This window comes from Bacillus mycoides (assembly GCF_018742245.1).
In the GTDB taxonomy this organism is placed as follows: domain Bacteria; phylum Bacillota; class Bacilli; order Bacillales; family Bacillaceae_G; genus Bacillus_A; species Bacillus_A cereus_U.
Genome location: NZ_CP036132.1, coordinates 3,495,421 through 3,516,527 on the forward strand (window position 1 = coordinate 3,495,421; position 21,107 = coordinate 3,516,527).

Consider the following 21,107-nt stretch of genomic DNA (forward strand, 5'->3'; position numbering starts at 1 on the left):
TATTACGCATCACTATTATGAAATCTCGTTTAACGTTTCCGCAAACCTTGTAATTCCAAGCTGAATTTGTTCGACATTCGCTCTGCCAAAAGTAAATCGTATATATTCACTTTTCGAACCTAGGACGCTTCCTGGGACAAATGCTACACCATTGCGTATAGATTCACCTAGTAAATGGTATTCATCAAACGTTCCTTGCACTTTACACCATAAATGTATTCCGCCCTCTGGAACAAAAAATTCAACCTGGTCCCCTAATATTTCTTCAAGCTTTCTAATTAACTCATCTCTTCTTTGCTTCAGTTGTCCACGAAGCATCGTAATATGCGTATGAAAATCCTCAGATTCTAAAAATTGGTTCGCTACCCACTGTGTAAATACACTATGACCGAAATCAACTTGCTGCTTCGCATCTGCCAATCGCTCAATTACGCGCGTGGGGCCAATTACCCAACCAATACGTAATCCTGATGCAACAATTTTTGATAATGAGCTTACATAAAGAACATTCCCATTTTGATCCATCGATTTCAATGTTGGATTCACTTCTCCATTAAAAGAAGTCAAGCTATACGGATCATCTTCTACAATCGGTATACCAAATTCAGAAGATAGTTCTAAAACCTTTTTACGTCTTGCCAACGAAAGTACCGTTCCAGTTGGATTTTGATAATCTGGATTTAAAAACACCATACGAATGCGATGCTTTTTGTGCAAATCGATTAAGTCATCGGGATTCATTCCATGCTCATCAACTGGTAAACGGAATATGTTTAAACCTGCTGATTTAAACATCGGAAGTGAATAACAATAGGAAGGGTCCTCAATTGCAATCGCATCGCCAGGCTTTAACAAACATTGAACGATAAGATTAAGTGCCTGCTGAGCTCCAGATGTAATAAGAATAGAACTTGCATCTGCTTCTATTTGTTTATATTGCTCGACATGTGCCGCAATTGTTTTTCGCAACATTTCATTTCCAAGTGGATGGTCATAACCGAGATTTTCCATAAATGTTTTCTCCGACAAAATTGTTCGAAATCTATCACTCGGAATTAATTCTGGTGACAATTCACCACTCGCTAAATTGATTAAATCATCTTTTTGTGTTTCCGTTCGAATTTGTTGAACAAGTGGTACATTAGGCAAGAACGATCCATCCTCAACGTACCTACCCCAGTTCGGTATTCGTTTATGTGACACACCCCATATGTCTGTATTCACCCGGGTGCCGCTTCCTTTTTGCCGTTCTACTACCCCAAGTGATTTTAATTCCTCATAAGCAGCTACTACCGTACTCCGGTTCACTTGTAACTCCTGTGCTAACATACGCTCAGAAGGTAATTTTCTATCAGAAGGGAATTCACCGGTAGAAATGCCTCTTTCAATGTAATCAGCAATTTGTTTATAAACTGGTATCTTATTTTCACGATTCGGTTGCCATTCCATTTAGTTCCCTCCTCTCCAAGCAGGTGTCCTGAATTCATTAATAATAGTATTCACTGTGAAAATGGTATTAATCAAGCGCATGATTTAAAAATGTCTCAACCGTCACATTAAAACTAGTAGGCTGTTCTAAATAAGGCAAGTGCCCACTATTTTTCAACTCAACGAAAGTCACGTTTCTCAGGTATTTTTCAAATTCTCTCACATACTTTTCCGGAACAAAATAATCATTCTCTCCTCGTATTATTAATGCAGGACATGCAATGTTAGAGAGGTATGGTCTTTGATCGTAATCAACTAATTCAGCGAATAGCCTTTGAATATGCATCGGATTAATAGTTTGTAGGGATTGATGAAATCCTCGGACAATTGCATCATTATCTTCTACTCCCCTTGCTCTCAATAACGTACCCGCCCAAGTTTTCCCTTTATCATGCAAGCTAAGTAAATCATATACTTCAAGTCGTTCTTTACGATCTGCCGGTTCTAAATAGGGAAATGCATTTACAACAATTAATCTAGAAACAAAACCTGGATATTGAATAGCAAAATCGATACCAACTCTAGCTCCCTTTGAAAGACCGCAAATGACTACTTTTTGTAGCTTTAAATAATTGCATAACTCATACAAAACATTTGAGTATTCTTGAAAACTAATTTCCAGTCCTTCAGATTTCCCATGTCCAGGTAAATCAAGTGAAATCACTGTCCAATTTCCCTTGAAATATTGTCTTTGATATAACCAATTGTTTGAGTTTCCTCCAAGACCGTGTAAAAACAATATGACAGGACCCGATCCTTCTATATTGTAATAAACCTTTTGATTTTTATATATAAAATACATATAAATCCCCTTCAGTTATAGCACTACATTTTCTTATTCTTTAATGGATATATCCAAAACGGCTCTCTTTCTAACCACTCAACTGTTTCTAAAACACCGTCTTCATACTCTCTTTCCAGCTCATCCACTTTAGTTGCAAATTGTGATGCATGTGCTCGTAATGCCTCTAATTTTTTCGGAACATATTCCGTCACTTCATTTTTAAAATCCGGAGGGCCTATTTCGTCTTCATGATTTTTCGAAAAAGCTACAGCATAAAAGACCGGTCGTTTACTTTCCGAAATATTAGCTAATGCCTCTACTACCGCTTCCCCTGTTGCATCGTGATCTGGATGAACTGCATACCCAGGATAGAAAGAAATAACTATAGAAGGATTCAATTCTTCAATACAGTTTTGAATCAGACTTCTTAATTGTCCAGGCTCTTCAAATTCAAGAGTTTTATCACGATATCCCATCATACGTAAATCTTCAATCCCTAAAATATTTGTAGCTCGCTTTAATTCTTTCTCTCTAATAGCATATAAAGACTCCCGTGTTGCAAAAGGTGAATTCCCCATTGCTCTCTCCATTTCACCAAGTGTTAAGCAAACATAAGTAAGAGGGACTTTCTGCTCAGTATAGGCCAAAATTGTGCCAGCCACGCAATATGACTCATCATCTGGATGCGGGAAAACAACTAAAACGTGGCGCTCATTTTTCATCAATATATTAACTCCTTCATCATATATAAACTCTATAAAATAACGACCGCATACCAAGTAACTCCTACAAGAAGCACTAAAAGAAGAATGATATAGATAGCTGATAAGTTTTTCACATTCCTCTTTGTAGACTTACCGTAATTCTCCTCCACATTTCGTGCAACTAGTACGGTCCCAAACAGTGATACAACTACAATAATAACAACTAGTGAAATCGCAAAACTCATTGTCTTTTCACCTCTCTAAAACCAGTCTATTTAAACAAAGGAGATACATATAAAATGTCCTTCTTAAGGTATCAATAAAATACTACCTTTCTTCTCTTATCATAATAGAAGTTTGCGAAAAACGGACCAACCACTTTTAGGTTTTTTTGCTCATCCACTTCAAAATAAAAAGCAACTGATCTCCTAGAATCAGTTGCTTTTTTACAAGGCTAATTATATTCATTTTCACTTGAAATTAATCCGATTTAAAAGTTTGGTCTTTTCATAATGAAACATCGATTGAGATAACTCAAAAATGGTTCCATTTACAAGATGAACTGTATTTTCAATAAGAAGTGCCGGATCACCTTCATTTATTTCTAAAAGCTGTGCATTTTCTTTATTTACTTTTTCACAACTAATAACTTTATCGGCAAAGCCAATATTTAATCGTAAATCTTCAATGAAATAACTGTATACAGAGCTTAATGCTATTTCTTCATTCAAATAAGGAATGATATCCTTTTTGAAATAACTTACTTCAATAGAGAATGGTTTCCCATCTACAATTCTTAAGCGCTTCAAAAAATATAACCTAGTTCCAACTTCACATTGCATCCGCTTTGCTATCTCTTCGTCCGCATCTATTACTTCAAGCTCTAACACTTTCGTTTCAATATTTTGTGAAACGAGGTTTTTCGTTAATCCACGCAAACTGCCTAGATTAATGTAATCTGTTACAGAAGTTTCACGTAAAAACATGCCACTACCTTGCACTTGAAAAATATAGCCTCTATTAACAAGCTGGCTAATCACTTTACGTATCGTATTACGACTTACTTCAAATCGGTTCATCAACGCTTCTTCTGTAGGTAGTTTTTTCGTTTCATTAAAAAGTCCTTCTCGAATGTCTTGCTCTAACACATCTGCAATTTGTTTATACTTTGCACTCATACACTTTCTCCTAAAATACTCTTTTATCTGTTATAACTCTTCTCCTCTCGTTTCGATCACATGCTTATACCAATGAAACGAAAGTTTCTTCTTACGTTTTAAGTTATCATTATGATCGACAAAAATAAAGCCATATTGCTTTTTATATCCATTTAGCCAACTTAATAAATCGATAACAGACCATGCATAATACCCTTTTAAATTAATTCCCTCTTGAATTGCACGCTTCATTACTTTTAAATGCTCTTCAATGAATTTAATTCTCGGAACATCTACAATTTCTCCGTCAATGATTGGATCTTCATCACCAAGTCCATTTTCCGTTACATACATCTTTATGTCACCGTAGCGTGCTTTCAACATATGCAATCCATCTAAGAAACCTTCGGGAGATATTTCCCATCCCCATTTTGTATATGTTTTATCATCCATTTTAACAGTTCGATAAAAACCATCAAAAGAAGGATTACCCGGAGCAAGTGTTGAGTTTTCTCGAGAATGTTCCTCATTCTTTATATCCATATCATATCTTTCCACTCGTATCGGTTGATAATAATTCAAGCCAATAAAATCATTTTTTTCGGCATTTTGTTTAATGATTTCAAATTCTTCAACCGTCCAATTAGGAGTCCATCCTTTTTCCTTTAATTCCTGCACAACATAAGACGGATACTCACCTTTTAAAACTGGATCATAGTACCAATACATTTCATATTCATTCGCATGATTTGCTGCTAGTATATTTTCTTTTTGATCATCCACACTATAAGCAGGTAAGAATACATGCGTAATGCCAATCTCTCCATATTGTTTCAACTGCTTGTACACAGCAACTGTTTTTGCATGTGCATAAAATACATAATGAGTCGCTTGAAAATACTTTGGAACATCATTTTGTATTCCAGGTGGATGTGCACCTTTTAAGTACCCTAATCCACAAAACATCACTGTCTCATTAAAAGTAATCCAATGTTTCACTCTATCACCAAACGCCTTAAAACAAATCTCTGCGTATTTTACGAAAGCTTCTGCTGTACGTTTATTCGTCCACCCACCATCTTTTTCTAAAGTTAATGGTAAATCCCAATGATATAAAGTGACAAACGGTACAATCCCGTATTTTAAACATTCATCAATTAAGTTGTTATAAAATTCGATTCCTTTTTCATTTACCTCTCCATCTCCAGTCGGCAATATTCTCGCCCAAGAAATAGAAAAGCGATACGATTCTAATCCCATCTCAGCCATTAAGCGAACATCTTCCTTATATCGATGATAATGATCAACAGCTACATCACCATTTGTTCCATTGTATGTTTTGCCAGGAATTTTTGAAAACTCATCCCAATTCGTAACACCTTTCCCATCTTCATTCCATGCACCTTCTACTTGATAAGAAGCTGAAGCAGCCCCGAAAAAAAAATCATGTGGAAACTTCATAGTATATACCTCCGTTTCATTACAATAAATTAAATTTATCACTACATATAAAATTTATAGGTACAAATTTTATATGTGTAATTATATCGCAAGTTTCGATTTTTTCCTATCATGAAAGTACGATATGTAAAACTATACCTAATGTTAATTTTTAGAAAACAAAAAAGAAGCGATTTATTTTATCGCTTCTTACTATTACAATCTTCATTCTTTTATAAGTGACTTATTCGCTCTTATAACTTCTTGATAAAGTATTGGTGACCATTTTTCATTTATATAATCTTGAATTATCCAGCCTACTCTTGTAGGATTCTTTTGTTTCATATAGTTTGCAATTTCAGGATTTATATAAGAGGCATAATAATATGGACTATTCCATGCTGTACCGCCAGAAGACAAGCTTGTAAAATTAATATACAGATGATTGAAATCTTCACTATTGTTAATCGTTTCATTTATCGTATCTTTAATAGATTTTACTTTCTCATCATAACTCACTTTATATTTATCTTGTACCGTTACATTTACATTTTGATTTACAGTTGTCGTAAACGTCTCATTATCTGGCCAATAAAAATTATTATATCCCCCAGATTCATTACTACCACTATATCTTTTTAGTAGTACAATTTTCCCTCGAGCATCTCCAAGTTTTATATTCCCTTCTGTTTTTAAAAAGATAGGATCAAGAAAATAATTTTTTCCAAACGTACTACTAAATGAATCTTCTGCCCCTTTCATATCCTCATACTCTTTTTTTAAAGACATAATAATCGTTTCACTTGGATTGTCTTTTAAAAATTGCTTCGCTTCATTTATAAATTCGTACAATGTTACATAAAGATATAATGGCCCATGATGAAGAACTATCGTATTATCATCTGTTAAACGCCCTCTAATATCAAAAATTCTAGCTCCGTGATCCATTTGGTAACGAAAATCATATTCTTGCGTCATTCCCCATACTTGCTTTATCGGATTTTGCAACTTGAACGTTCCACTATCATGTGTTCCTGGAATTGAAATTCGTGTTAATGGTATGTCATCAGGTATAGGTTGCATCCATTTTGACCAATTTTCAAGCCCATTACCTGAGCTAGCAGCAACTGCTTGCTTATCATTGAAAGCAAATACAAACGTGCTAAGTATAGTACTACATATGAATAATTTCAAAATAAACTTCTTATTACTCATTTTTATTCCTCTCTTTTTCTGTTTTTACATCAAACTTATTGAATATAATATAAGCTACTTAATAAATAATATTTCATAAATATGAAATATTACATAGAAGTAAAATTTAAAAATCATTCACATATTCTCAATGCATTAGGAAAATTTAAAGTCCCTTTCTACTAGATAAATTATAGTAATCAACAACATGAACTTCAATGTGTTTTTATATGCAATATTTCATATTTGGGTCCTACATGATATAAATAAAAAACTTATGATGATTATTTATTTCACACGTGCTAATATACTTATATTAAAATATAAATACATACCTTTTATACTCTGAACTACATTACTCAACAGTTAAAACTTAATTTTTTATTGGGAGGATTTACAATGAAATTATTAAAAATAAAACATATAATTCCTTTATCTGCAGCAGCAATTACATTCGTATGTAATCAAGGTGTAGCTGAGGCTTCCACCATTCATACAGTAAAAAAGAATGATACACTTTGGGGTATCAGTAAACAATATGGAGTTTCAATACAATCTATTAAACAAGCAAATAATAAAGGAAACGATCAAACTTTTATTGGTGAACAGTTAAATATTCCAGGATCCATGAAATCAAATGAGGTCACTGTTCATCAAAACGACAAACCTAAGAACATCTCTGGACAAATTATTTATCAAGTACAGCCGGGAGATTCATTAGAAACTATAGCAAAGCGTTACAATGTTACCGTTCAATCTATAAAACAAATTAACAATACAGTCGGAAACAAGCTTTATACAGGACAACATTTAAAAATCAATTCAAGTATTTCAGAAAAAGAAAAAGACTTAATGGCACGCTTAGTTACTGCTGAGGCAGGTGGCGAATCATATAAAGGAAAAGTAGCGGTGGCGAAAGTTATCTTGAATCGTGTAAATGCAAATGGTTTTCCAAATACAATAACAGGTGTTATTTATGAACCTATTAAACGCGGATATGCATTTACTCCTGTTACCGATGGTAGAATTAATCAGCCTGCAAGCGCAGAAGCAAAAATGGCAGTAGAAGAGGCTATCTCTACAAATGGAATACATTCTGATTGGCTTTATTTTTACAATCCAAAGACTTCAACAAACAAATGGATTACGACACGTCAAACAGTAGCGGTAATCGGTAACCACGTCTTCGCTAAATAAAACTATAATTCTCTTCAAATTTATGCACTTAACAACTATTTCAAATGATTAGCAGACCTCTTCACTTAAAAGGTCTGTTTTTTATATGTAAGATTTTATTAATCATATGACATAGTGATCATTTAAAACTATTTCTTATTTCAAATAAAAACATTTGTATTTACTCCACCACTCGGAGAAATTAAAAAAGCATCAAGTTCAAAAACTCCCTCTTTATTAATAAAAGCTATTTCTTAACTTCATAAAAGTGTTATACACTAAGAAAATAAAAAACAAACTATTCGTTAGCAGGTGAAAGAATATGTATGATGTTACAATTATCGGAGCTGGAGTGAGTAGCATTTTTATGGCTTATTCACTAGCTAAAAGTAATAAAAAGGTTTTAATTCTTGATAAAGGTAAAGCGCTAGAAGATCGCCATTGTCCTTTAGACCAAGGAAAAGTGTGTAATTGTACTACATGTGATAAATATTTCGGGTTTGGTGGTTTAGGAAAATCTGAAGGGAAATTTAATTATACAAACGGATTTGGCGGAGAACTTGAACAAAAAGTCGGTAAAGAAGGCTTTTTACAACTTATGGCTGAAGTAGATGAGATTCTATGTCAGTTCGGAGGAAATTCTGTTTCAAAATATTCTACAGAAAATCCAACTCTTAATAAGAGAGCTGAAACGTGTGGTTTACAAATGCTAACAACAGAAGTAAGGCATCTTGGTACTACACTTTCAAGTGACATTTTTCAGCATCTCTATGAATTTTTACTTACGAAAATAAATATCCAATTTCATATAGATGTACACCATATTATGAAACAGAAAGATCACTTTACAATAGAGACAAATGAAGGAACAGTTCAATCTAAGCAACTAGTATTTGCAACTGGGCGTTCCGGAGCGGATTGGCTAAAAGAAATGTGCACTTCTCTAAATATTTCTCAAGAGCAAACCCGTGTAGATTTAGGTATTAGGATAGAGATGAAAGAACATCAATTACGTTCAATATTAAAAGATACATTTGAGACAAAACTTTCTTATCAGCATGAACATTTCACGGCTACTACTTACTGTATGAATCCAAAAGGACGCATTATTCGAAAGTACGAAGAAGGTTTAGTTATGCCTGACGGTCAAAATTTTCGAGAGCAAGGCGCTGGCACTCCTAACTTAAATTTCACTTTATTTATCCCGCGCTATTTTCCAACTCTCAAAGAAGCAAATGTATACGCAAGTTCAATTATTAAAAGCATTAACCAAGGACGAGATCGGATTGTTATACAGCGTTTAGAGGACTTAATAAAGAAACAACCTACAACGGAGAACAACATGAAACATAATCGTATACAGCCTACACTACATGGAGATTATGGAGATTTGAATAAGGAAATCCCTCAATTATATATTGAAGGACTCAAAAAATTTTTATTACGTTTAGAACAATTTATCCAAGAACCTATCGATAAAGATACTTTATTATATGGAATTGATGGAAAGTTCTATGCTCCTACAATAAAAATCAATAACCATTTTGAAACAAGTATGGATGGGCTATTTTTAATTGGAGATTGTTCAGGCGTCACTCATTCATTATCTCAAGCAGCTGCAAGTGGTCTGCATGTTGGAAAATATTTATCAGACATTTAATTACTCTAATCAAATGGAAAGGGAGCAACTAATTGCTATTGCTCCCTTTTCCCTATTACTTTTCTTATAACACATGATGCAATCTGCTATTAAAAAGAACATACATATTATACAGATGTAAACAAAAAACAACTCCAAAATCAACTTTTATTGTATATTTTGGAGTTACTTTACGTTTATTCTATAATTGTTTCTAAAGGTAAATCTGTATAGGAATTATCCTCACCTATATTCAAGATTACTTCACATTGACGTAATCTCAATTCAAAGAGCTTTATAGGATCATGATAAACTTCAGGGTTTGATTTCATTTTATGCAGCTTATCTTGTTTTTCTTTTATTTCTAAATGAGTATTTTCTACAGCTTGTTCCAACGCGCCAAATGGATTTCTAAAGAACATATTAATATCCCGCTCTTGTGTGTTTTCAAACAGCTCAAACTGCAAGAAAAATTTCTTCATAATAGAAGCCGTTACATCGGTATAATCTTCATTTTCTAAATACTGTTTGTATTTGTTATATAGCATAGCTTTATTTTTAGGAAGAACTCCAAATAATTTACCGGCACTTTTCAGTAAAAATTGTGCTGGTGTAAATCGGCGTAAAATATTTACTTCTTCCATTTGTATTCTAGTTGTCATTCTATCAGTATCTCTGCGCCAGTCATCAATTACTTTAAAGTCACATTCTAACTGTATTCGATTTTCTCCAAATAAAGAATTAAGTCCTTCACTGGTTTCTTCTAAGTACAATTGACTTTGAAGGAGCTCGTTATTAGAAGTCGCAATCCAATTTTGCATAGAGCGAGCAAGATTAGGTAATACAGTTTGTTCTAGATATTGTTGCACTCTTTCATTCATCGCTGTGTTTAGTTCAATATCAATGTGACCAAAATCGCTTTCTTCACTAATTAAATCGGAACAACTCTGCAATAGTTTCGGAATATGTTCTGTAAGATCATTAGTAATTTCATTTTTCATTGTACGATATGATTCTGTAATTAAATGAATTTTTTCCTTCTCAAAAGCAGTAAGGTTATTAATACAACCATTTAGTTTAACTAACATATCTTCATTCCAATTAATAGAATCCACTAGATTATTTTCCCTCTCAACGCGTTTATCCAAAAGATATGTAATTGTTTTTCGAATGAAAAATAATAGCTTTTCAGTACGTTCTGCATCGATATTTTTATGGTTAAAGTTAAAATGAATAAACTCAGTTAAATCGTTTAGTTGTTTACTATTTGTATATAACGAAGAATAAGGGAAAATTCTTGCATTAGGGAAATATGTGTTTATTCTCACTTGCGTATCTTGTATAACTCTTTTTGCTTCTGCTTCATTGTAAATGTTATCGATTTTATTCAATAAGAAATGAACTTGTAGATTTGGTGTATGTTCTTGAATACTTAATAGAATGTCACGTTCTTTGTCAGTAAAAGGTGAATCCGTATTCAATACGAATAATAATTCATCTACAGAGTTTAAATATTCAAACACCTCATCTCTCGCGTCATTGTTCCTATTAAAGCTAGGTGTAACAACGAATGTAAGTTTGTTTTTACTTAAAAATCTGCATGGTAATTTAAATTCAATACATGCTCTATCTCTATATGTTTGACGGTGCACTGCCATCATGTTATGGAAATCAGAGAAATTCTCAGTTGTTGTAATTTCCGAATCTGTTATAGCGTTAATTTCTGTATAAGCGTCATTTTTAAAAACAACTACATTTGAGATTGAGTTTTCTAATATATTTTCTCCTAAAATAGAGTTAATAAATGACGCTTTTCCGTTTCCTGAAGTTCCAGTTACTAATACGCGATTTGTTTTTAAATCTGCAAGCTCGCCTACTAACCAGCTAAATCGGTGACCCATTTCTAAATCATGTTCTTGTGCCCACCCTGTAATAGATTCAAAAAGATGTAAACTATACTCTAAGCCATTCACATGATTAATAGAATATGACAGTAGGTTTTCCGCATATTTTATATCCGCTGAATCTATTTTGGAAGGAAAAATCTCATCCCATGCCAATACTGCTGCAGATGGAAATACAGCATGAGAGGGATTGACTACCTTTAACCAATTTGTTAACAGATTTGGAATAATATCGTGTAATTGTCTAAGCATATATTGACCTTGAATTAATTCAAAGTATGTTTCTTCGTAAAGAGAAGAAATTTCGTCCCATATATCGGACGAATGCATTTCGATATGTATGAAAAATTCATTTATTGTGTTAAGCCATAATAAGTAATTTTGTTCATCTTTATAGCTGTGCCAAAGTGATGAAACCATTTGTGTAAATTGCACTTGATCTACATTATTTAATGTAACTAATACTGTATAAAAATAATCTGGTGAAATATTTTTAGTAAATCCTTTATCGATATATTCTTTTAGAACCTCAAACCACGGATAAGATTCTGTTCGAATTAACTCGTTCACAGCAAGCTCTACTGCACTATCAAAATCTTGCTGTTCTTCATAAAAGGAACGTGCAATTGTTGTGACGCTTGGATAATCGGGATTTAAAGAAACCGCTTCTTTTATAACAGCGAAAGCTGAATCAAAATTATTTTGCTCGATGTAAAGAGACAGTAATTGCAGTACAATTTCGGTCATAAGTATTTTGTTATCAGTAGTAATGGAAGTATACACATTTTCAGCAACTGGTAATTGGTTAAGTTCGAAGTAAGCATCCGCAATATTTTTTTGTGCCCATGGCGCTAATTCATTACTAACTTTCTCCCATTTAAAAATAGCTGCTTCAAAATCTTGATGGTGATAATAAAATTCACCTTGTGCAAAACGAATATAAGATCCATCAGAAATCTCATTTTTTTCTTCGTTTACATAAGCTTCTCCAAGTACTTGAAGAGGTGGGTGTGTTTCATTCTCCATTAAGAATGTTTCATAATACATCTTTTTTATTAATTGTTTTTCTAATCTCATCTTTTCCCCCACTATATCTCGAAAATACATTTTTCGAGATATGTCAATACTTTTTTGTATGTATGCTTTTTATCTTAACAAAGAATTCCTTTTGGAAAATTTCATTTTCCTTTCATTTTTCAAGTAAGATTGAATTTTTATGAGAAAAGTTTCAGTTCTTTTTCAATTCCCTTTCAGTTGTGAAACAATATTAAATGTTCCTAATAGCTTAATACGAGTATAATATCCACATTAAATTATTAGGAATATAACATATAGAATACATTATAAAAACAATCTATATTGAATATATATGCGACGTTTCCTTCGTTGATAAATAAAATAACCTACCAAATAATGGTTTTTAGATGGACCGAGATGCCACATCCCTTTAAAATATTTCAGTATCTATGTAATTAAATTCCATTAATATTTATAAATAACTAGTCCAAAAAAATATATATGCATATCATGTTATAGTAAAGAACTTAGGAAATCCTAAAAAGGAGGCATTCTCATGTTTGAAGATAAATCTAAAATAAATTACCCATATGAATTTACCGAAACTACAACAATCCCCATAAAAAACCCAGTTTATAAACAATACAAAAATGGTACAGGTACACATAATTTTCCAATAACAAAACATTACAAAGAAAAAGTTCTATATACTGAAAAAATTAATAATAACAAAAATAAATAATTCTATAGAGCATCATTGTGACCATGCACAGTTACGTTTTAAGTAGTGTCTAAATCTTGATTTTTCAGCTCACACACCCTTTAAAAAGGAGAGTTTACTAGAAAACTTTCCTTTTTAAAAGTGCTGATATAGCACGCTTTTTTCATTCTTAGTAGGATTTGATAACAGGATAAAGTAACCATAGTCAAGAAATTAATTCCTTCAAAAATGAATAAATACTAAAAACAAAATACCTTTATAACCTCTTAAATACTCTTTCCAATTCTTATTTCAAAACTAAACTGCTTCACACTCATTGAACAATAACAAATCTACATAAAAAAAGAGAGCAACTAATTACTGTTGCTCCCTTTGCAATCTAACTTTATCTTTATTAAATCCAAAACATTTTAGAAGAAAACAACTTCCCCTACATAACCCTCTTAAACATCTTCTCCAATTCATAAGTAGAATGATGCACCAGAATCGGTCTTCCATGCGGACATGTATACGGGTTTGTCGTCGTACGAAGTTCTTCAAGTAAAGCAAATATTTGATCGTTCGTTAAATATTGATTTGCTTTTATGGAAGCTTTACAGCTCATCATGATGGCTGCTTCTTCTCGTAGTTTTTTAATATCTACTTTTTTTAGTTTGACAACTTGCTCCATCATTTCATCGATAATTTCTGTTTCTTGTCCTTTCGGGAACCACGTTGGGTGCGAACGGACGATAAAGGATTGATGGCCGAATTGCTCCAAAAATAGTCCAACTTTTTTTAGTTCTTCTAACTGCTCTTCGACACGTAAAAATTCGGTAAGAGATAAATCAATACGATACGGTACAAGTAATTCTTGTACTTCTTGCGTAACTCGTCCCACTTTATCACGGAAATATTCATAATTGATGCGTTCCTGCGCTGCGTGCTGGTCGATCATATATAACCCTTTATCATTTTGAGCAAAAATATATGTTCCGTGCATTTGGCCAATTGGATAAAGCGGTGGTAAGTCATTACCGTTCATTTCAATCTCTTTTATTTCTCCAACTTCTTCTTCCAATTCCTCTAATTCAAAATCCTCTTCATTACTGTTCCATGATTTTTCTTCCCTGATCGGTTCTTCGATTATCGGTTTAGTAGTAGTTGGTTGCCAGCCTTCTTCTTCTCTTACCAGCGACTGTGGTGGCTGCCATTCTTGCTTCGGCGGTTGCCAAAGTTGCGCTGGCTGTTTTACAGTCGTTGTTTCTTCTTGTTTCTCATCCATTCCAGTCGGTAAAACGATGTTGGGCATTGGCGGTTCTTTCGGTTTTGTATGCTCAAACTGGAACTGCCCTTGCACACTTTCGTCTTTTTCTTTTTTCTTCGTTGTTACTCCTGCATCTGGAATGAGCTGTATTTTTTTGAATGTATCTTGCAATGTTTCTTCGATAAGTTTTAGCAATTCTTGTTCTTTACTAAAGCGAACTTCTAATTTTGCTGGATGTACGTTGACATCAACAAGCATTGGATCCATTTCAATTGATAAGAAGCCGATTGGGTATCGTCCGATTGGCAGTAACGTATGATATCCTTGCTGAATTGCTTTCATTAATACGAAATTTCGAACGTAACGGCCATTTACAATCGTTGACATATAGTTACGAGACGCTCTCGTTACTTCAGGCAATGTTACATAACCTTTAATGGTAAAGTCTAGAGACTCAGCTTCAATCGGAATCAGCTTCTTCGCAACTTGAATGCTGTAAATCGATGCAAGTACTTGTCTTACATCACCGTTTCCTGATGTGTGAAGCAATTTCTTTTCATTATGAAACAGTTTTAACGATACTTCTGGATGAGACATTGCAATACGATACACGATATCTGTAATGTTCCCAAGCTCTGTATGAATAGTTTTCATATATTTAAGGCGCGCTGGTGTATTAAAGAATAAGTTTTGTACTGTAATATCTGTTCCTTTTCGGCTCGCCGTTTTCTCTTGTCTTATAATGTCTCCACCTTTAATAATAAGGTGTGTACCAGGCGCATCACCTGTGCTTGTGATTAATTCTAATTCACTTACAGAAGCAATACTCGGCAGGGCCTCTCCGCGGAAACCGAGCGTTCTTATACGAAATAAATCATTTTCATCTTTAATTTTGCTCGTTGCGTGGCGTTCAAATGCAACGATACAATCTTCTTCTGCAATGCCATCTCCATTATCAATGATGCGAATTTTCGATAATCCAGCTTCTTCTAAGTGGATTTCAATAGATGTACTATTCGCATCGATGGAATTTTCCACGAGTTCTTTTACGACTGAGGCAGGGCGCTCTACTACTTCCCCTGCCGCAATTAAGTTAGAGAGTTGGTCATCGAGTTTGCGAATTTTCCCCATCTACTTACTCATCCTTTCTTTAACTTTTTTTGTAGGCGATACAGTTCGTTCATCGCTTCTAAAGGTGTCATATCGAGTAAATCAATCTTTTTAATTTGTGCAAGTACTGCCGTTTCTTTTTGATCGAGCACAGGCTTGTCTTGTTTTTTCGAAGACTGTTCTCCTCCAAAGAAAGATAGTTGTGATTCTTCTTCTTTCTCTTCTTGTATTTTTGCCGGTTCTTCTTTTACAACAACTGGTTCTGGAGCAACTTCTTGCACTTTCACTTTCACTTCTACTCGTTTCGGAATAATAATTTCTTCTTGTCCCTCTAGTTGCGCTAACACTTCTTTCGCGCGAGCGATTAAGCTATCTGGAAGCTCGGCAAGTTGAGCAACGTGAATTCCGTAACTTTTATCAGCCGCTCCATCTTGAATTTTATGAAGGAAAACTACTTTTCCATTCTCTTCAATTGCTGAAACATGTACATTCTTTAGTTGGTCTAAACTTTCTTCTAACACTGTTAATTCATGATAATGTGTAGAGAATAATGTTTTCGCACCAATTTGGTCATGAATATGTTCAATGATTGCTTGTGCAAGTGCCATACCATCGTACGTAGATGTACCGCGTCCTATTTCATCGAATAAAATTAAACTTCTTTCTGATGCATTTGCAATTGCATTTTTCGCTTCTAACATTTCAACCATAAATGTACTTTGACCTGAGATTAAATCATCTGCTGCACCAATTCTCGTAAAGATTTGATCGAAGACAGGTAATACTGCTTCGGTCGCTGGTACAAAGCAACCAATTTGTGACATAACAGTAACAAGTGCTAATTGTCTCATATACGTACTTTTACCAGACATGTTCGGTCCTGTAATTAAAAAGACATCCATCTTCTCCGGCATAATACAATCATTCGGTACATACAATTTCCCGTTCAATACTTTTTCAACGACAGGATGACGACCATCTTTAATAAAGATTTCGCGCTTAGTTGTTAAAACAGGTTTTACAAACTGCTCTTCTTCACTAACTGTCGCAAAGCTTTGCAGTACGTCTAGTTCACTAATTACTTTCGCTAAGTGTTGCAATTTCGGTATGAATACTTTTACTTCTTCGCGAAGTGCTGTAAATAAATCGTATTCTAATTGTACAATTTTCTCTTCTGCTTCTAAGATTAATGTTTCTTTTTCTTTTAGTTCATCTGTTATGAAACGTTCTGCATTTGCAAGTGTTTGTTTACGCTCATAGCGCCCTTCTGGAAGTGCTGCAAGATTCGCCTTCGTCACTTCAATGTAGTAGCCGAAAATACGGTTGTACCCAATTTTTAATGATTTAACCCCTGTAATATCACGCTCTCGTTTTTCAAGCTCAGCAATCCACGTTTTTCCGTTTTTACTAACGTAACGATATTGATCAAGCTTGTCATTATAACCGTCTTTAATAATATCTCCATCTTTAATAGAAAGCGGTGGGTTTTCTTGAATACTTCTTCCTAGTAATTCAGTTAAGCTCTCACACGGATCCGCACCTTGAATTAACCTTGCTGCATAAGCATTATCTAAAAGACTAATCGCTTCTAAAATAGCTGGTACTTGCAGTAAAGAACGTCTTAACTGTAATAAGTCCCGTGCATTTACATTACCAAATGCAACTTTCCCTGCTAAACGCTCTAAATCATATACTTCTTTTAACTTTTCTTTTAAATCTTCACGTAAAAAGTAATCATTTACAAACGTTTCAACCATTTCTAAACGCTCTTCAACTTTTTCTTTCTGGATAAGTGGACGTTCCATCCACTGTTTTAACATACGCCCACCCATAGCCGTTTTTGTTTTGTCTAATAGCCATAATAATGAGCCTGTCTTTTCCTTCGTGCGAAGAGTCTCTGTTAACTCTAAATTGCGTTTTGAATGCACATCAATTTTCATAAATTGATTCGTGTAATAAATTTCTACTGGTTGCAAGTGATCTAACGAACGTTTTTGTGTTCTTATCACATAGTTAAATAAGCGTCCAATTGCTTTAATTAATTTTGCTTGGGAAACATTTTTCACAAGATGTTCTAATCCTTCTGGAATAGTTGTTGCATCTTCATACGAAATCGTCATTTTTAATGTTTCAGTTAATTTATTTAATTCATCTTTTGAAAATGTAGAATCTACAACAATTTCTTTTGAACCAGTTGCATACACTTCTAATAAAATATCTTCTACTGAACCTGTTAACAACGTCACTGTATTTTGTCCAGTCGTTAAGTCATTGCAAGCTAGCGCATAAGATCCATCTTCGAAATGTGTTAATGCTGCTAAGAAGTTATTCTCTTTCTCGTCTATTGTACGCCCTTCCATCATCGTTCCTGGCGTAATTAGTTGTACTACTTCACGGCGCACTACACCTTTAGCTGTTTTTGGATCTTCCACTTGCTCACAAACAGCTACTTTATATCCTTTTTCAACAAGTTGTTCAATATAATTTTTAGCTGCATGATGCGGTACACCGCACATCGGTATACGATCACTACTACCACCATCTCGGCTCGTTAATGTAATTTCAAGTTCATGAGCTGCTTTAACCGCATCCTCAAAGAACATTTCATAAAAATCACCTAATCGGAAAAATAAAAAGGCATCTTGATAGTCTGCCTTAACCTTTAAGTATTGCTGTATCATAGGCGTATATTGCGTCATGTCTTTCCTCCATAATTCTTACATAATAATCTATATTCATATATGTCACACTTCACGGACACCCATATCTCCTATTCCAGGAGTCTTTCCTCATTATAGCACATTTCATAAGGAATCATGGTCATTCAGCACCACTTATGTACTGTAAAAAGCTAGGAAGAACTTCTCCCTAGCTTTCTCTTACTCTTCTTCTGCGTCAACGATAAAGTTCGGATCTAATTCTTCAAACTCATCATCATCGACTTGGAAATCCTCGTCTGATTCTACGCAACCTTCAGGATTTACACTTACACAAATTTTCGTTTCCCCAACTACTTCTGTTACAAATTCACGTTCTACCGTCACAACAATTTTATTACCATTTGGCGATACAAGAGCTTCTAAACAATTTGGCGGCTGAATTACACGAGCGATAATTTCTAAATCGTCACCAGAAAAGTTTTTGTCACGATAACCAATGCTTACTTCATCATTGTAGTTAACACGTTCTGTTACAACTTCAGTCTTTGTGTTTCCATCAAATGAATACCAAGTGTTTACATCATAGAAACCTTCAATTTCCACATGTTTCCCATTCTTTCTCGCTTCGTACGAATGGTTAATTACCCAGCACCCTAAAATACTTGTTGGCTCATTATTCGATTCACATGTATGCGTTGACTTTGTATACTTACGTCCTTTTCCAACCACTGCTTTTGTAATAATCTCTCTAAATTCGGACATTCGTAACCCTCCTCAATCACTATTCACTTAATCATATGCGTGACAATAGCGGAATGTGTCATTCTTTTTTTTGAGAAGAATTTACAATATAACTCACTAAAAAAAGAGATGTCAATAAGACATCTCTTTAACAACCACAATTTCCTTTTTTACTTTCTACCGCTGCACCAGTTTCACCCTTCAATACATCGCCACCAGTTGAAACTAATATTTCATCTGTTACATTGTTAGAAATGGTACTAGCAACTAACTGTAGTAAGTCATTTACATATGTTTGTGAAGATTTAAACTCCTGTACAACTGGGATATTATCCAACTTATCTTGAAGCGCATCAATTTCAGCTTCTACTTTTTTCAAAGCTTCCCATTTCCCATAATGTTGCAAGTTTACTGCTTGTTTTTGCAAAGCTTTTATTTCTTCAATTGCTCGCTTTACATTTTCATTTTTATGAATTTGTGCTTCTGCTCGCTTAAAGAAATCGACTTCTTCTGTTTCAGAGATCATTTTTGCTAATTCTTTCGCTTGCTCAACAATTTCATCTTTCGTATATACTTTCATCTATTATTTCACCTCAATCGGTTCCTTAACCAATTCCCCGTTAAGAGACCAAGTTTTTGCTTCCGTTACTTTTACTTTCACAAGCTGACCAATTAAAGATTTTGAAGCAACAAAGTTTACAAGTTTATTCGTACGTGTGTATCCTGCAAGTACTTCAGGGTTATTCTTACTTTCTCCATCAACTAATACTTCTACAATTTGTCCTATATAGCGCTTATTCTTATTAACTGCATATTCATTCACTAGTGTATTTAAGCGTTGTAATCGCTCTTTCTTCACTTCCATCGGCACATTATCCTGCATTTTTGCAGCTGGTGTACCTTCACGCGGGGAATAAATAAATGTAAATGCCGTATCAAATCCTACTTCACGATATAACGACATCGTCTCTTCAAACTGCTCATCCGTTTCATTTGGGAAACCAACGATAATATCAGTCGTTAGTACTGCATTCGGAATGGTTTCTTTAATTTTTCGTACAAGCTCTAAATAGTGTTCTCGCGAATATTTACGCGCCATAATTTTAAGCATATCTGTACTACCAGATTGAACTGGTAAGTGGATATGTTCTACTAGGTTACCACCTTTTCCAAGAACATCAATTAAATGATCATCAAAATCACGTGGATGACTTGTTGTAAAACGAATACGTGCGATATCGATTTTACGAAGTTCATCCATTAAATCGCCAAGACCATATTGTATATCTTCAAAGTCTTTACCGTATGCGTTTACGTTTTGTCCAAGTAACGTAATTTCTCTATAACCGTTCGCAGCTAAATGGCGAATTTCTTTAATAATATCTTCTGGACGTCTGCTACGCTCTTTTCCGCGTGTATACGGTACAATACAATATGTACAGAACTTATCACAGCCATACATAATATTTACCCAAGCTTTAATATCACCACGACGTACTTTCGGAAGGTTTTCAATTACATCCCCTTCTTTTGACCAAACTTCAACTACCGTCTCTTTTGAGAACATTGCGTCCTTTAAGATATACGGTAATCTATGAATATTATGTGTACCAAACACCATATCTACATGCTGATTTTTTTGCATAATTTTATTTACAACAGATTCTTCTTGAGACATACAACCACATACACCAATTAAAAGATCCGGGTTTCTTCGCTTTAATGATTTTAAATGACCAAGTTCACCGAACACTTTATTTTCAGCATTTTCACGAATTGCACAAGTATTTAATAAAATCACATCTGCCTCTTCAGTTGAAAAAGTTGGCTCATATCCAAGTGTTGTAAAAATCCCAGCCATTACTTCTGTATCATGTTCATTCATTTGACAGCCATATGTACGAATGTAAAACTTTCTTCCTGCGCCAAAATTGCGGAACTCTTCAGGTAAGCCAAAATCTCGTTCAATTTTAACTTCTTCTTTCCCACGCTTTTTCGCCAATTTCAAGGAAGGTGGTTGGTATACACTTTCAAAGTATTTACTATAATCTTTCTCTTCTTTTTTCGTAGAGGAATTTGCTTGTCGACTTGCTAATCGTTGTTGCTCGTTCATCGGTAATCTCCTT

General features: G+C 34.2%; 16 protein-coding genes. 3 read left to right on the forward strand and 13 right to left on the reverse strand.

Annotation, left to right across the window (positions count from 1 at the left end; all coding sequences use genetic code 11):
• Positions 1-15: 15 nt before the first annotated feature.
• From EXW56_RS17820 to EXW56_RS17850, 7 genes are all read right to left on the reverse strand, one after another.
• Positions 16-1,449: a MocR-like pyridoxine biosynthesis transcription factor PdxR gene (locus tag EXW56_RS17820; RefSeq protein ID WP_098988358.1), complete on the reverse strand. Its 1,434-nt coding sequence runs from the start codon at positions 1,447-1,449 to the stop codon at positions 16-18.
• Between the two features lie 67 nt (positions 1,450-1,516).
• Positions 1,517-2,290, reverse strand: a complete 774-nt coding sequence (locus EXW56_RS17825) for an alpha/beta fold hydrolase (protein ID WP_098988359.1) — start codon at positions 2,288-2,290, stop codon at positions 1,517-1,519.
• Between the two features lie 23 nt (positions 2,291-2,313).
• Positions 2,314-2,994, reverse strand: coding sequence for a bacillithiol biosynthesis deacetylase BshB2 (bshB2, locus tag EXW56_RS17830; RefSeq protein WP_215597584.1), 681 nt, complete (start codon positions 2,992-2,994; stop codon positions 2,314-2,316).
• Positions 2,995-3,026: 32 nt separating this feature from the next.
• Positions 3,027-3,221 (reverse strand): hypothetical protein, encoded by a 195-nt coding sequence (locus EXW56_RS17835; RefSeq protein ID WP_002066705.1) that lies wholly within the window; start codon positions 3,219-3,221, stop codon positions 3,027-3,029.
• Between the two features lie 225 nt (positions 3,222-3,446).
• Positions 3,447-4,154, reverse strand: coding sequence for a GntR family transcriptional regulator (locus tag EXW56_RS17840; RefSeq protein ID WP_002199565.1), 708 nt, complete (start codon positions 4,152-4,154; stop codon positions 3,447-3,449).
• 30 nt (positions 4,155-4,184) lie between these two features.
• Positions 4,185-5,594, reverse strand: coding sequence for a glycoside hydrolase family 1 protein (locus EXW56_RS17845; RefSeq protein WP_215596827.1), 1,410 nt, complete (start codon positions 5,592-5,594; stop codon positions 4,185-4,187).
• A 204-nt stretch (positions 5,595-5,798) separates the two neighbouring features.
• Entirely contained in the window at positions 5,799-6,788 is a 990-nt protein-coding gene (locus tag EXW56_RS17850; protein ID WP_098988362.1) for a phosphatidylinositol-specific phospholipase C, read from the reverse strand.
• A gap of 378 nt (positions 6,789-7,166) precedes the next feature.
• Between EXW56_RS17850 and EXW56_RS17855 the strand changes: the two genes are divergently transcribed.
• Complete coding sequence (locus EXW56_RS17855) at positions 7,167-7,964, forward strand: cell wall hydrolase (protein ID WP_098988363.1); 798 nt, start codon at positions 7,167-7,169, stop codon at positions 7,962-7,964.
• Between the two features lie 301 nt (positions 7,965-8,265).
• Positions 8,266-9,603, forward strand: coding sequence for an NAD(P)/FAD-dependent oxidoreductase (locus EXW56_RS17860; protein WP_098988364.1), 1,338 nt, complete (start codon positions 8,266-8,268; stop codon positions 9,601-9,603).
• A gap of 176 nt (positions 9,604-9,779) precedes the next feature.
• On the opposite strand, the gene EXW56_RS17865 is transcribed toward EXW56_RS17860, so the two are convergent.
• Entirely contained in the window at positions 9,780-12,563 is a 2,784-nt protein-coding gene (locus tag EXW56_RS17865; protein ID WP_098988365.1) for a dynamin family protein, read from the reverse strand.
• 496 nt (positions 12,564-13,059) lie between these two features.
• Here EXW56_RS17865 and EXW56_RS17870 point away from each other — a divergent pair, with 496 nt between their 5' ends.
• Positions 13,060-13,245 (forward strand): hypothetical protein, encoded by a 186-nt coding sequence (locus EXW56_RS17870; protein WP_002111324.1) that lies wholly within the window; start codon positions 13,060-13,062, stop codon positions 13,243-13,245.
• A 409-nt stretch (positions 13,246-13,654) separates the two neighbouring features.
• Here the strand turns inward: EXW56_RS17870 and mutL are convergent, their stop codons facing one another.
• The 5 genes from mutL to miaB form a co-directional block, all read right to left on the reverse strand.
• Entirely contained in the window at positions 13,655-15,601 is a 1,947-nt protein-coding gene (gene mutL / locus EXW56_RS17875) for a DNA mismatch repair endonuclease MutL (RefSeq protein WP_002111325.1), read from the reverse strand.
• Between the two features lie 8 nt (positions 15,602-15,609).
• The gene (gene mutS / locus EXW56_RS17880; protein ID WP_098988366.1) at positions 15,610-18,279 is read right to left on the reverse strand and encodes a DNA mismatch repair protein MutS; all 2,670 of its coding nucleotides are present in this window, start codon (positions 18,277-18,279) and stop codon (positions 15,610-15,612) included.
• A 180-nt stretch (positions 18,280-18,459) separates the two neighbouring features.
• Positions 18,460-19,002, reverse strand: a complete 543-nt coding sequence (gene cotE / locus EXW56_RS17885; RefSeq protein WP_002014610.1) for an outer spore coat protein CotE — start codon at positions 19,000-19,002, stop codon at positions 18,460-18,462.
• Positions 19,003-19,129: 127 nt separating this feature from the next.
• Positions 19,130-19,561, reverse strand: a complete 432-nt coding sequence (locus tag EXW56_RS17890; protein WP_002199557.1) for a YlbF/YmcA family competence regulator — start codon at positions 19,559-19,561, stop codon at positions 19,130-19,132.
• A 3-nt stretch (positions 19,562-19,564) separates the two neighbouring features.
• The gene (gene miaB, locus EXW56_RS17895) at positions 19,565-21,094 is read right to left on the reverse strand and encodes a tRNA (N6-isopentenyl adenosine(37)-C2)-methylthiotransferase MiaB (protein WP_002146135.1); all 1,530 of its coding nucleotides are present in this window, start codon (positions 21,092-21,094) and stop codon (positions 19,565-19,567) included.
• Positions 21,095-21,107: the final 13 nt, after the last annotated feature.

Coding starts and splice junctions, on each gene's coding strand:
- EXW56_RS17855 (WP_098988363.1), top strand. CDS start 7,167: ATGAAATTATTAAAAATAAAACATATAATTCCTTTATCTGCAGCAGCA.
- EXW56_RS17820 (WP_098988358.1), bottom strand. CDS start 1,449: ATGGAATGGCAACCGAATCGTGAAAATAAGATACCAGTTTATAAACAA.
- EXW56_RS17825 (WP_098988359.1), bottom strand. CDS start 2,290: ATGTATTTTATATATAAAAATCAAAAGGTTTATTACAATATAGAAGGA.
- mutS (WP_098988366.1), bottom strand. CDS start 18,279: ATGACGCAATATACGCCTATGATACAGCAATACTTAAAGGTTAAGGCA.
- EXW56_RS17840 (WP_002199565.1), bottom strand. CDS start 4,154: ATGAGTGCAAAGTATAAACAAATTGCAGATGTGTTAGAGCAAGACATT.
- EXW56_RS17850 (WP_098988362.1), bottom strand. CDS start 6,788: ATGAGTAATAAGAAGTTTATTTTGAAATTATTCATATGTAGTACTATA.
- EXW56_RS17870 (WP_002111324.1), top strand. CDS start 13,060: ATGTTTGAAGATAAATCTAAAATAAATTACCCATATGAATTTACCGAA.
- bshB2 (WP_215597584.1), bottom strand. CDS start 2,994: ATGAAAAATGAGCGCCACGTTTTAGTTGTTTTCCCGCATCCAGATGAT.
- EXW56_RS17835 (WP_002066705.1), bottom strand. CDS start 3,221: ATGAGTTTTGCGATTTCACTAGTTGTTATTATTGTAGTTGTATCACTG.
- miaB (WP_002146135.1), bottom strand. CDS start 21,094: ATGAACGAGCAACAACGATTAGCAAGTCGACAAGCAAATTCCTCTACG.
- EXW56_RS17845 (WP_215596827.1), bottom strand. CDS start 5,594: ATGAAGTTTCCACATGATTTTTTTTTCGGGGCTGCTTCAGCTTCTTAT.
- EXW56_RS17865 (WP_098988365.1), bottom strand. CDS start 12,563: ATGAGATTAGAAAAACAATTAATAAAAAAGATGTATTATGAAACATTC.
- cotE (WP_002014610.1), bottom strand. CDS start 19,002: ATGTCCGAATTTAGAGAGATTATTACAAAAGCAGTGGTTGGAAAAGGA.
- mutL (WP_002111325.1), bottom strand. CDS start 15,601: ATGGGGAAAATTCGCAAACTCGATGACCAACTCTCTAACTTAATTGCG.
- EXW56_RS17890 (WP_002199557.1), bottom strand. CDS start 19,561: ATGAAAGTATATACGAAAGATGAAATTGTTGAGCAAGCGAAAGAATTA.
- EXW56_RS17860 (WP_098988364.1), top strand. CDS start 8,266: ATGTATGATGTTACAATTATCGGAGCTGGAGTGAGTAGCATTTTTATG.